At 71.2% G+C, this 14335-nt stretch carries 1 protein-coding gene (running past one end of the window); it reads right to left on the bottom strand.

The window, feature by feature from the left end; all coding sequences use genetic code 11:
* Positions 1-14331 carry the 5' portion of a WXG100-like domain-containing protein gene (locus ACWDSJ_RS06000; protein ID WP_450029582.1) on the bottom strand. The gene continues 17940 nt to the left of window position 1, outside the view, so only the first 14331 of its 32271 coding nucleotides appear in the window; its start codon is at positions 14329-14331; its stop codon lies off the left edge, out of view.
* Between the last annotated feature and the right edge of the window lie 4 nt (positions 14332-14335).

Below are 14335 nucleotides of genomic sequence, written 5' to 3' on the forward strand. Positions count from 1 at the left end.
CCACCGTTCCGAGCCCCGCGCGGGCGCGCCCACCAGCGCGTCGTGCAGGCCGAGACTGCGTGCCGTCCACTCGTCCTCGTGCATGTCCGCGACGGTCCCGGGCGGGAGCCGTCGCAGGTAGACCACGTCGCCGTGGACGTACGCCTCGGAGATGTCGCGCCCGAAGACGCGGCCGACCAGAGCGGACAGTGCGATGGCGTCCGCGGTCCGCGCGTCGCGCACGGTGACCTCGATCAGGCTGGCGCCGTTGACGTGACCGACGATCGCCATCTTCGCCACACCCGGCGGCAGCTCCCGCCCGGGCACCGCCAGGTCGGTGACGTCCCGGACGGCGGCGAGCCGGGCCACCAGCACCTCTTCGCGGAAGGTCTGCACGGCGTGCGCCCTGTCCCAGGCGGCGCCGTAGCTCTCGGCGTAGGTCTCCCCGTGCGGGGCGTAGTTCTCGACCTCCGGGCGCAGCGCCGCGATCCCGGCCTCGACGCCGATGCGCGGCAGGTCCGCGGCGGGCACGCCACGCTCGCGGGCCGCCTCGACCGCGGTGTCGTAGGCGTCCCGGAACGCGTGCTCCCCCAACACTTCCGGAACCTCGAGGCCCGCGCGGCGCAGCTGCGCCACGGAGATGATCTCCATCGCGTGCGCCCTGGTCTCCTCCGAGACCATGAGGTCGACGTACTCCCAGCGACGCCAGGTCGAGCGTTCCAGCGCCGCGCCCGGCGTCTCCCGGGCGCGCGCGACCTCGATGTGGATGGCGTGATGGATGAGCGCGGCGGCCTGCTCGCCGTCGGTGAGGCCGATGTCGAGCAGCACGCGGCGCTGGGACGGGCGGTAGCCCTGCTCGTCCGGATCGGCGGTGTGCCGCACCTCCACGCCCTCGTCGGACAGGACGCGGGAGACCCATTCGCCCACGGGGGTGGCGTCGAGGGTTTCCCGGATACGGGTCAAGCGTTCGCGGCTGGCGGTGTCGGCCAGATATCGCGGGGACACCTTGCTCGGCGCGGGGAACGGTATGGGTGGTTCGGGGGCGTCGACCTCGCGGACGTAGACATTGCCCTCGGCGTCGACCGTGACGGTCCGGTAGTCGACATCGTCCGCGCCCACTCGGGCCAGCGCCGCGGCGATGTCCGGATGCGCCAGCGCGATCTCGTGGCCGCCGGGTTCGGCGGCGACGATCAAGCGTTCGGGGTGGCCGGGAAGCAGAATCGCTCTGTCGCCCAACGGGATAGAGCCCGGATGATCTCGACGCACCGCCGCGAGCACATCGGCGGCGGCCAGCTCGTGGGCCGCGCGCATGTGCTGATCGAGGCGATACTCGTAGTCCGCGCGCCGATCCAGCGCGTCGGACAATTCGCGCAGGGTGTGTTCCTCGCGGTGGAGGTGGGCGGCGGTCTCCGGGTCGATGCCGGGTTCCGACAGCCGTTCGCCCACCTCGGCGAGCCGATCGGTGACGGTGCGGCGCGCCTCGGCCTCGGGCAGATACGGTTCGGCGCCGAGGAGTTCGGACAGGCGGGCGACCTCGGCATAGGCGTCCTGGGATCGGCGCACGTCCAGGCCCCAACGCAGGCCATGGGTGCGCAGGCGCTCGGCGGCCTCGGGGGTCGTCGCCTCGTGCGGCGGACGCGTCTGGTGTTGTCCCGCAAAGGGATTGGCCTGGTCCCAGGCCTTGCCGTAGTAGTCGTGGTAGTTGGTCTCGCCGTGGCCCCAGTCGACGAATTCGATGACCTCGCGCGCCTCCGCGCGGGCCGCGGCGTCGGCTCGATCGTGGATCTCATCGGGGGACAACGCCGGATCGGTGCGGAGCCGGTCGGATTCGACGCGGTAGCGCCGTGTGTACGCGTTCTCGTAGGCGGTCGACGGGACCACGTGGCCCTCGTCGAGCGCGCGCAGTTCCCGGGTGAACAGCATCTCGGTGTGGAAGCAGGCGGCCTCCTCGTCCACCCGGTCCCGGATGAACTCGTCGCGACCGAGCGTCCTGGCGTCACCCGCGCGTCCCGCCACGAATCGGGAGGCGTGGACCAGTTCGTGCACCATCGTCATGGCCTGCTGCACATGGTCGTTGCCCGCCGTGTACACGGTGGCCGTGTGGTCCTCACCGCTGAACGTGCCGGCCACGTGGAGGGTCGGGTGCACGAGTTCGAACCGCTCCTCGATGGGCATCCGTTCGCGCAGTTCGAGCATGGCGCGCCCGGTCTCGGTGCGCCGCACCAATTCCCGCACCTGATCGGGATAGGCGTCGAGCGACCGGCCCACGCCCACCCAGTCCGCTTGCCCCAACCGCGCGGCGCCCGACTCGGCCAACGCGTCGCGCGTGTCCTCGTCGATGCGGTCCACCGGGTTGCCGTCGCGGTCGAAGACGATCGCCTCCGTACCTCGCACATCGCGAGCCAGCCGCGCCAGATCCTCGTGCGCGGCCCGCGTCGAAGGATCGCGAACCACGATGTGCCCGTTCTCGTTCACCAGCAGATAGGCGTGCGCACCAACCCCATACCGATCGGCCGGCCCCCGATAGGTGTCCACCACCAGCGCCGCCGCGCCATCGCCCAATTCCGACAGCCGGTCCGCCACCGCCGCGTGATCGGCGAACTCCCGCAGCCGCCCACCCGCGGCCGCCATCAACTCCTCCCGCGCCATCCCCTCGACGCCGATCAGCCGCTCGGGCAGCCGAATCCCACTGTCGCGTCCGAACATTCGCCGCAGCTCGTGCAGGGAGAGTTCACCGCAGTGCCCGCGAGTATCGACGAATGTATCGGAGCGCCCATGATCCGCCCGCGGTCCGGCGGCCTCCGCCGTCGGTGTGGGCGAGACGGTGCCGCGCGCCGGCCGGGACACCGACTCGGCATCCGCGGACCTCGCCTCGACGGGCCGCGACCCATCGACCACACCCTCCCGCGCCGCACGCCCGCTCCCGTCCGAAACACCCCGCGCCGCATCCCACACCCGGCTGTGCGGCGCCTCCCCGACGGCCCCCAACGACTCCCCCAAAGCCCGCACCCCGACCCCATGCTCCCGAGGCGGCGCGAACAACGGCCGAGCATCATCCCTACCCCGCCGCGGCAACCCCTCACCCGCACTCGAATCCCCGAGTGAGACAGACCCGTCCCCGCGCGGCACATCCCGTCCGCTCGGCCGAACCGCTGACCCCTCGGAGAGATCCCGCCGCGTCTGCACGGTGGGCGAGTCCTCCGACTCCGACGGCGCGAAACGGCGGCGCGTCGGAGTCGTCGGCGAATCCTCCAGCTCACCCAAATCTTTACGCGACGAGGGTTCCTCGGTCCCCGGCTGCGCGGTCCGCCGAGTCGGCCGCGTGGGCGGATCCGCCAATTCATCCGACTCCCGCATCGACGGCTGATCGGACTCCGGCTGCGCGGAGCGGCGACGGATCGGGGTCGTGGACGGATCCTCCAGCTCCTCCGAATCCCGCCGGGCCGAGGGATGCTCGGACTCCGGCTGCGCAGAACGGCGGCGCGTCGGCGTCGTGGGTGTGTCCTCCAGCTCCTCCGAATCTCGCCTGGCCGAAGGCTGTTCGGAGTCCGGCTGCGTGGATCGGCGACGGATCGGGGTCGTGGACGGATCCTCCGGCTCCTCCGAATCCCGCCTGGCCGAGGGATGCTCGGACTCCGGCTGCGCGGAACGGCGACGGATCGGGGTCGTGGGTGGATCCTCCGGCTCGTCCGAATCTCGCCGAGCCACGGGGTCCTCGGACTCCGGCTGCGCAGAGCGGCGGCGGGTCGGCGTCGTGGGTGGGTCCTCCAGGTCCTCCGAATCTCGCCGGGGCGGGCGCTGTTCGGACTCCGGCTGGGTGGGGCGGCGGGGGGTCGGGCGGGTTGGCGGGTCTTCCGAGTCGCCCAGGTCTTTGCGGGACGTGGGCTCGTCGGTCGGGGGGCGGCGGGTGTGGGCTTCGAGTTGGGTGAAGCGGTCCATGACCAGGTCGTGCCAGGACTCGCGGCCGTGGGCGGCGAATTCGGGGCGGAGGCGTTCCAGGGCGGGGCGGTACCGGGCGAGTTGGTCGGGGGTCAGGGTGTGGGGGATGAAGTCGACGCCACCGTCGGGGCGGACGCGGAGGAAACGTTCGGCGTAGGGGGTGACGGTTTCGCGGGTGAGGATGCGGGATTCGAAGGCTCGGTGGTGGTTGTGCCAGCTGGTCTTGCCGTCGGGTTCGACGACCATGCGAACGGCGTCGCGCGGCAGACCGGCGAGCGCGTCGTGCAGGGCCGCGGCCACCGAGTCGAAGTCCGGACGGCCCAATTCCATTCGCAGAGCGTGGGTTTCGTGTTGCAGGTAGACGACGTTGCCGTCGACGACCGCGTGGGGAGCCGGGAACCCGACCGCCCGGGCCAGCGCCGAGGACAGCGCCTCGGCCTCGGCGTACCGAGCGTTGAGCATGGTCTTGCGGACGTACTGCTCACCATTGCCGAACGTGACCAGTTCGGCCTTGCGCACCCCGGGCACCCGCACCTCGTTGCCCAGGAGCCGCACCGAGCGTTCGCCGAGCAGCATGGCCGCCTGGAGCCGCTCCGCCACCGGACGGGCCCCGTTCGCCCGATCCCAGGCCGCGCCGTACTCCTCCCGATACGAACGCCCGTCCGGCGCATGGTTTTCCACCTCGGGCCGCAACGCCGCCAGACCGGCGTCGTTGGCGATCCGGTCCAGCTCCCCCGCGATCCGCGTGGGCACGGGTTCGGTCAGCCCGAGTTCCCGCAGCCGCTCGTGCCGCGCCCGTTCGTACGCCTCGGTGTAGGCCCGCTCCCCCAGCACCTCCGCGACATCGTGGCCCGCGTCCCGAAGCTGGCGCGCGGCAAGGATTTCCATCGCGTGCGCGCGGGTCTCCTCGCCGATCCGGCGTTCGATGTAGGGCTCGCGCTGCAAGGTGACGATCTCGCGGAGTTCGCCGGCGTCGCGACGGGATCGTTCGAGCTCGACGTGGATCGCGTTGTGCACCAGATCGGCCATGTGCTGGGCGTCGGAGGCTCCGACGTCGAGCACCAGGCGGTTCAGCGCCGGTCTGAAACCGGCCTCGGCCGGGTCGGCGGTATGCCTGATCTCGACGTCCCGCAGCGTCTCCAGCGCCCAGCGGCCCACATCGGTGCGGCCCAACTCCGCGCGGATGGTCTCGAGCCGTTCCCGGGTCGCCGTGTCGACGAGGTCCAGCCGGTGCAGTTGCGGCGGGTGCGCGGGCTCGGCGAGGCCGGGCGCCCGCCAGACGTGGATATCGCCGTCGTCCTGCAATCTGACCACGTGGTATTCGACTTCGGCCCCGTCACGTGCCGCGGCGACGCGCGGATCCGCGAGCACGGCGTGGTGCTCGCCGGGCGCGCCCACCAGTAGCAATCGCCGCGGCTCGCCGGGCACCAGCACGGCGTTGTCCGAAATCCGTTGCGCGCCGGGATTGTCCGCGAGGGCACGGCCGATCACATCGCGAATCACGATGTCGTGCTTCGCGGCCGTACGATCCCACTGGATCCGCTTGTGCAGTCCGTCGCGCTCGTCGACGAGATCCCACAATTCCCGCAATCGGTGCTGTTCGCGCAGCATGCCGGGCATATCCCTCGGCGCGGCGTCGACCAGCGCGAGGTCGAGACGGGCGAGCCGGACCGCGATCTGGGTTCGCATCCGATCGGTGTCGCCGGGCGTGACTCCGAGTTCGGTCGCCTGCCGCCCGATGCGCCGGATCACCTCGTTGGCCTGGTTCATATCGTCGAGGCGGTACATCTCCGCCTCGCGCAGCCGGCGCGCGCTCTCGGGCGTCGGATCGTAGCTGCGGGAGGAGCGAGCGGGTGGCGACGTCGGATGCGCCGCCTGCTGCGAGCTGTGCGCGTGGTCCCACGCCTCCTGGTAGTACTTGGTGTAGTTCTTGCCGTTGGGCCACACCATCTTCCGCAGCTCGTGATGCACCGCTCGACGCGCGGATTCCTGGGCCCGCGCCTCGATCTGCTCCGGCGTGAGCGTCGGGTCGGCGCTCGCGCGCTCGACGGCTTTGCGATACGCCGCCGCGTGCACGGTTTCGACGGGCGCCTCCCACACCCGATACCCCAGGTCGCGCAGTTCCCGGCCGAATTCCATCTCCCGAATGAAGCACTCGGTCTCCTCGTCGACGCGAGCGCGGACGTAGTCCTCGCGCGACGGGTAGTCGAGCGGATGCTCCTTGGCGCGCCCTTCGACGTGGTACTCCGCGTGCACCAGTTCGTGAACGAGCGTTCTCGCCTGCCACACATGGCCGTTGCCCGAGGTGAACACGCTCGCACGGAGTTCTTCCTGGACGAATTCACCGCTGCGCCCGTCCCGGGCCATCAACACGAACCGCTCCCGGACGGGCATCCGTTCCAGCGCCGCCAGCGCGCGCCGCCCGGATTCGGTCTGCCGCAACAACTCTCGGACCTGGTCCGGCGCCGCGTCCAGCGACCGTCCGACGCCCTCCCATTCCGGCTGTCCCAGCCGCTCGGCCGCCTCCCGCGCCAGCCGATCGCGCGTGGCGTCGTCGACCCGATCGATCGGAGTGCCGTCCCGGTCGAACAGGATCGCCTCGGTGCCGCGCACATCCCGTCCGAGGACCGAAAGATCCTCGTGCGGCCGGAGATCCCCCGGATCCCGCACCACGATCCGGCCGTCCTCGTTGACGAGCAGATAGGCGTGCCCGCCGACGCCGTGTTCGTCGCGCGGCCCGCGATAGGTGTCGACGACCAGCGCCGCGGCCCCGTCCCCCAGTTCCCGTAGTCGTTCCGCGACAACCCCGTGATCGGCGTACTCCCGCAACCGCCCACCCGCGGCGGCCACCAGCTCCTCCCGCGCCATCCCCTCGGCACCGATCACGCGCTCCGGCAATCGGATTCCGCTGTCGTCCCCGAACATGCGTCGCAGTTCACGCAGCGACAGCTCGCCACACCGCCCCTGCTCCACGACCTCACGCACCCGGGCATCCACCTCGCGCGCGGCGATGTGCTCATCACCGCGCACCGAATCCGCCTCGCCCACAGGGTGTTCCGTGCGCGGCACCGGATTCGACCCGTCTCGCACCGGCGTCTCCGCGGCGCGTGGCGTCACCCCCGCGCCGTCATCGCCACGCGACGCCCGCAGGGAAACCGGCGAATCCCGTTCGGCGAACCCACCGAACGTCTTCTCCCGCACCGACTCGCCGGTCGAGCGACCGGGCCCGTCCTCCCACGGCGGCCGCGTCACCTCGGCCTGCGCCAAGCGCGTGGGCCGCTCCGGGGCCGACCCGATCCGGCGGTCGTGGAACTCGCCCTGCGCGTGGGGTTTCGAACCTGCCGGGGGCGGGTTGTCGTGCGGGCGGGGATCCGAACTCCCGAAATCCTGCGCCCTGCTCGCCGAGGACCGATCGCCGGGCGCAGGGGGCTCCGAACCCGCCGAGCGCGAGTTGTCGTGCGGGCGGGGATCCGAACCCGCCGGGCGCGAATTGTCGTGCGGGCGGGGCGTGGAGCCGTCTGGGGCCGCATTCGCTCGGTGTCTGGGTGCGGGTGGGGTGTCGGGGCGGGCGTGGGCCTCGATCTGGGAGAGGCGGTCGAGGATGAGGTCGTGCCAGCGGTCGCGGCCGCGGGCGGCGAATTCGGGGCGGAGGGATTCGACGCGGGTTCGCACCCACTCGACCTGGGAGCGGGTGAGGTCGTGGTCGATGAATTCCACCGAGTTGCCTCGCGCGCGCAGGAAGCGTTCCGCGAAGCGGCTGACCATGGCCGGGGTCAGCGCGTTGGTTTCGAAGGCCAGGTGGTGGTTGCTCCAGGTCAGTTTGCCGTCGGGTTCGGTCACCAGGCGTTCGTCGCCGCGCAGGCCGATCAGGGCGTCGTGCAGGCCGGTTCCGACGCCGCCGAATCCGGAGCGTGCCAGTTCCCCGGCGAGTTTGGCCGAAACGGGTTGCAGATACACGGTGTTGCCGTCGGCGTACGCGTGCGGCATGTCGAGGCCGAAGGCGCGACCCAGATGGGCGGAGAGCACCTCGGCGTCGGCGTAGCGCGAGTTGAGCATCGTCTTGCGGATGAACTGCTCACCGTTGTGAAAGGTGACCAGTTCGGCCCGGCGCACACCTTGGACGGGCGTGTTCTCGCCCAGCGGTTCGACCGTGCGCACGCCGGAGTCGATGGCGGGCCGGAAGGTGTCCTCCATGCCGCGCACGCCGTGGGCCTCGTCCCAGGCCCGGCCGTAGCGGTCGCGATAGGTTTCGCCGTGCGGCGCATGGGCTTCCACCTCGGGCTGCAAGGCCGCCAGCCCCGCCTCGTTGGCGAGCCGGTCCAGCACCGGCCGCAAGCGCTCCGGAATCGGTTCGCCGAGCCGCTCGACCGTCTCGGCGCGAGCGCGATAGAACGCGTCGGTGTAGGCGTGCGTGCCGACCGGCTCGGGCACCGGATGACCGGCGGCCCGAAGTTGCAGCGCCGCAACGATTTCCATCGCGTGCGCCCGGGTCTCCTCGTCGAGCATCCGGTTGATGTAGTCCGAGCGCCGCAACGCCGACCGTTCCTGCGGCGTGACCCGGTCGTGCGCGCCGAGCGGTGTCTCGTGCCCGCCGGTGGCCGCAGCGTGAATGGCGTGATGGACCAGCGCCGCCATGTGTTCGGCGTCGGACAGGCCCGCGTCCAGCACCAATCGGTTGCGGTAGGGCTGGTAGCCCTGTTCCGCCGGGTCGGCGGTGTGGGTGATCTCGACATCGCGCAACATGTCGACGGCCCATTCGCCCACGGGGGTCGCGGCGAGATCCGCGCGGATTCCGGCGAGGCGCTCGGTCGTCGCCTTACCCGCCGCGTCCATCGGGACCACCGGCACGGGATGCTCGATCGGGCCGGACGGCGTCGTGACGCGCATGATCTCGACCCGGCCCGTATCGTCGATCGTCGTCTGGAGGTATTCCACTCGGTCCGTGCCGATTCGGACGATCTCCTCGGCCACGCGCGGATGCGCCATGGCCTGCTCGTGTCCGCCGTGCCGGGCGATCACCAACAGCCGCTCCGGTGGGCCCGGGACCAGTACGGCGTGATCGGAGACGCGGGCGCCGCCCTGCAGGCGGGCGATCGTCTCGACCTGATCGGATGCGGCCAGCTCGTGCATCCGGTCGGACATGGTGCGGGCGCGGGCCTCCAGATTGTTCGTGTGGTCGGCCAGATCCGACAGTTCGCGCAGCCGGTGTTGTTCACGCCGGAGTTCCGGCACCTGCTCGGGCGCGCTGGCGGGGTCGGCGAGCCGGGTGTCGAGATCGGCCAGACGCTGCCGCACCTGGTCGTGAATCTCGTGTGTCGCGCCGATCTGAATGCCGTTGTCCGCGCACAACCCGCCCAGCCGGGCGAAGGCTTCGACGAACCGCGAGTCGACGTGGAAGTGCGCCAGCGCCTCGGTGCGCAACCGCTGGGACACCTCGGGCGACATCGTCTGATAGTGCACGGTCGACGTATGGCCTTGCAGCGCATGCCAATCGGCCTCGTAGCGATCGGTGTAGCTCCGGCCGTCATTGGCCTTGAAGGTGGCGATCTCGGCCTGCGCGGCGCGGAAACCGGCGTCGTGCGCCTGTTCGTGGACCTGCGCTTCGGTCAAGCCGGGCGACTGGCGGCGCAGCCGGTCGGCGGTATCGCGATAGGCGTTGTCGTAGGCCAGTTCGCCCGACTGCGGCCCGATCTCGTAGCCGAGCGCGCGCAGCTGTTTGGCGAGTTGGCCCTCCCGCACGAAACACTCGGTCTCCTCGATGAGCGTTTCGCGCAGGTACTCCTCGCGCGTCATCGTGTGGGCGCGGCCGTGCGCGGTGCGGCCGTCGACGAAGTGCTCCGCGTGTACGAGTTCGTGGGCCAGGGTCAGGGCCTGTTGCAGGTGGTTGTTGCCCCGGGAGAGCACGACCATCTCGCGGCTGTGGCTGTCGAAGTATCCGGCCCGGACGCCGTCGCCGCCCTCGCTGTCGAAATGGTCGCGCACGGGCAGCCGGTCCAGCGCCTCGAGGGTGCGGCGTCCGATCTCGGTCTGCCGCAGGATCTCTCGGACCTGATCCGACGGGGCGTCCAAGGCGTTCCCGATCCGGCCCGCGGCCTCGGGATCGAAACGGTCCTGTGCCAGCAGGGCACGCTCGGGTTCCGCGAGGGGTTCGACGGCGTGGCCCTCGTGGTCGAAGACGACGGCGTGGGGGCGGCCCTCCAGTTCGTGCGGTACGCGGGGCGGAAAGCCGTGCTGTTCGCCGGTGGACGGATCGCGGACGACGATCTCGCCGCCCTCGTTGACCAGCAGATAGGCGTGGGAGCCGACGCCGTGCTCATCGGCGTGGCCCCGGTAGGTGTCGACGACGAGGGCCGCGGAACCGTCACCGCGGGCGAGCAGTTCGTCGGACATGGACTGGTGGTCGGGGAACGACCGCAGCGCGCCGCCCGCGGCCGCGACGAGTTCGTCCTCGCTGACGCCGCGCTCGTCGACGACGCGGTTGGGCATGCGAATGTCGGTGTCGTCCCCGTGCATACGCATGAGTTCGGCCAGAGCGAGGGCCGCGCATCGACCACCCGGATGCGGGGTGACACCGAAACCGCCCCGGTCGCCGAGGATTTCGAGGATCATGCGGCCGGATTCGCTCTCCGACAGCAGTTCCCGGATCTCACGGAGCCGGGTGGGGTCGCCGTCGGGGCCCAGGGCGTGCAGTACCTCGCGGCCGAATTCGGTCTCGCGCAGGATGGCGCGGACCTGATCGGCCCGGCGGGTGAGCTGGTCGCCGAGTTCGTGAGCCTTTGTCGCGGATTCGGCGCCCTGCCGCATCAGGTATTCGCGCGCTCGGTTGCCGACGCGGTCGACCGGGCGGCCCCGGTGGTCGAGCACGATCGCCTGGGTCCGGCCGAGTTCGTGCGGCACGCGCGGGGGGAAGCCGTGTTCCGCGCCGCGCGCCAGGTCGTGGACCACGATCCGGTCGCCCTCGCGCACCAGGAGGTAGGCGTGCGCACCCACGCCGTATCGATCCCGTGGGCCTCGATAGGTGTCCACCACGAGAGCGGAGGCGCCGTCCTTCATCGACCGCAGCACGTCCGCGATCTCGGCGTGTCCCCCGCCGAAGTCGCGCAGCCGACCGCCGATCGCGGCGACCAGTTCGCCGGTGCTCATACCCTCGGCGCCGACGTCGCGATCGGGGAGCCGGAAGTCGCGATCCGGGAAGCGGTTCCGCAGCTCCTCGATCGATAGCACGCCGCATTGGGCGCTGTCGTCGCCCTTGCGTGTCGAGGAATCCTCGCCGTCGGCGCGACGGGTGGGATTCGGCCGTGTGGAGGAATCCTCGCCGTCAGCGCGACGGGTGGGCTTTGGCCGTGTGGAACCGTCGCCCGCCTCGTTTCGGGACGGGCGGCTGTGCGGCTGTGCCTCGTCGTGTGCGTGGAGGGGGGCGACGCCTACCAGAGCCGGGTCGTCTTCTCCCGCATGACGATTCGGTGTCGGGTCGTCGTCCTCGTGGGCTCGCGGACGCTCGGCGTCGCGGTCCGGCGCGTCCGCGTCCGCGCGGCGGTGGCCCTCCTCGTAGGGACGGAGGGGGTCGTGCCCATCCTCGCTTCGATCATGTTGCGCGGCAGGGTCTTCGACGCGATCTCGATCGGGCCTGAGATCCGCTCGCTCGTTCCCCGCCCGTTCCGGCGTTTCACCGTCGCGTACGGGACGGCCGTCCGCGTCACCGTCCCGCTCCCCACGCTGACGCGGCTCATGTCCGATGCCCCGATCCCCCAGCGTGTCCGCGTCTCCCACATGCCGAGGGCTCCCCTCCGCCCCACGCTCGCTCCGGCCTTGCAACTCATCGGGATTGGCTCGATCACGGTGCGCGGTCTCGTCCTCATCGCGTGCCGGGCGGGCCGCATCCGCGTCGTCCTTGTCGCTGGCCCGGCGTGTTCCGTCAGCATCGTCACCATGACGGGCGGGGCGTGTGCCGTCCGCATCGTCCTCATCACGAGCTGGGCGTACGCGGTCTGGATCGTCGCCATCACGAGCGAGGCGTCCGCCGTCCGCATCGTCACCGTCACGCGACGGACGCGCCGCATTCGCGTCGTCGGCATCGCGAGCGGGGCGCGCCTGGTCCGCATCGTCCCCATTGCGAGTCGGGTGCGACGCGTCCACGTCGTCGTCGCGACGAGGGCGTGATGGATTCGCATCGTCTTCGTCGCGGATCGGCCGATCCTCGGCTTCTCGGGTTCTATCGCTGCCGCGGCCCTGGTCGGCGTCGTTCGAGCGGACGTCGGAGGCGCGCGGCTCCTCCCTGGTGCCCGCGCGACTTCGGTCGGGGGTCGAGCGTGTGTCCTCGTCCGCTCGGGGTGTGGTGATGTCGGTGCGGGCTTTGGGGCCGTCCGGGGCGGGCTTGGCGCGGTCGGGGGTGGGTTTCTCGTTCGGGAGTCCGGCGCGGTCGGTGGGTGGGGCGGAGCGGTCGGGTGCTGTCGCGCGGGGCTTCTCGGCGGTGGGGGTGGAATCCGGGCGCGGGGCGGGCTTTTCGGGGACTCCCGCGCCCTCTTGGCGAGACGGAGTAGCCGTGTCGGCGGCGCGGGCCTGGAGGCGTTCGCCCGGGTCGGCCGTTGCGCGGGTCGCGGCGCGGGGGGATTCCGAACCGGTGGAGTCGGCGCGCAGCCGGGGGGACGAATCCTGGAGTGCGCGAGAGGTATTCGGATCCGCGACGCCCGCGCGGGTGGGGGTGGTGGAGCGCTCCGCGCCCGGACGCGCGTCGGAGGAGCGGGATTCGCTCGCGGTGGAGCGGGAGGTGTCACTCGATGACGCGCTGGAATCCGAACGCGTGGACGAGGAGACGGTGTCCGAGCGGGCCGGGGATGCGGCGTCCGAGCGCATCTGCGACGCACCGGAGTCCGAACGCGCGGGAGCGGCGGAATTGGACTGCGCCGCGGGCGAGTCCGCGCGTGCCGGAGCGGTGGTATGCGACTGTGCCGCAGCGGAATCCGAGCGAGTGGGTGTGCTGGCCGAAGAAGCGCTGCCGTCGGTGGCGGCCGCCCCTGCGGGACGGGTGTCGGTCGATGTCGTTTGCTCGTGCGGGACACCGGCCTGTGGCCGCATGGTTTCCGTTGTGCCCGAAGGGATTTCGGCCCGAGTGAGGCCGCCTTCGGTCTGGACCTTGGGCGTGGAACCGTCCCCTGCGACCGGACGGGACGAGGTATCGGTTCCGGCCGGACGCACCGCGGTGCCGTCGTGTGAGTCCGCGATGCTTGCCCGAGGGGACGAACCGCTACGCTCCCCGCCCGGGGAAAGCGTTGTGCCGGAATCGGTTCGGGAGGGGACACCGCCGCCTCGCACGCCGCCGTCGGTGCCGCCCGGAGCGCTCTCCGCATCGACCCGTGGCTCCGCGAAACTCGTCGTCCCCACTCGCGCGGCGGCGGGATCTGCGCCGACACCCGCACCGCGCCCCCAGTTCGGTGAGGTTTCGTAATGCCGGGTGATGGACCCCTTGAACATGCCGGTGATCGAGCCGCTGAGCACACCGCCGGTCAACATGCGCGGATCGAATTCGGTCACACCGCGTTTCAGGTTCTCGACCGCGTAGTCCATGCCGTGTTCGGCGACGTCCAGGCCGAATTGCGTGCCCAGGCCGGCGACCCATCCGGCGCCGCCGCCGACCAGGCCGCCCGCCTTGGCGGTGATGATGTCCTTCAGCAGCGGACGCATGGCGACGTCGGCGAGCTTCTCCCCGACCAGCTCGCCGAACTTGCCGCCCGCCGCGCCGCCGACAGCGGACGAGACCGTCGTGACCAGGAACCGATTCCAGTCGAAGCCGCCCTTGCGATGCCCCTGCAGGATCTGGATGGCCTGGATGGTCGCGTCCTGCCCGGCGCCGATGAGGGTGTTGATGAAGACATGGCGCAGAACGAAATTCAGGATGATCTTGGCGATCCGGTTGCGCACCCAGCCCAGGATTCGCTCGCGGACCTGCATCATGAACAGCCGGATCGCGAAGCGGGTGGCCGCGATCGCGGCCGCCTCCTCCGCGGGCGCGGTCGGCGGAAACGCCCACGCCGCGGCGATTTCGATGGCCAGCAGACCCAGCGACGACTCGACCATCCACTGCCCGGACTCGATCTCGTCGGCGGTGCTGTCCGCGCCCTCGGCGATGCTGTCGAAGTCGTGCGCCAGCCGCGCGACGGATCCGTTCTTCGGATCGTCGAGCGCGAGTCCCGGTGCGTCGCGCAGGGAGTCGAAGGCGGCGGCGATCTCGTCGCGCGCCTCACCGGCCGGATAGGCGTCCAGCGCCGCCTTCTTGGCGGCCTCGATATCCTTCTCGATCTCGCGGAATTCGGCCGCCGCCTCGCGCCACAACCGCGCGAGCTCGCGCATCTGGTCCGGGTCGCCGTTGGGCCACTCCGCCCCGGCTACCCAGCCGAGGCCGTCCATCAAGTCCATGGGC

The sequence above is a fragment of the Nocardia sp. NPDC003482 genome (assembly GCF_053588115.1).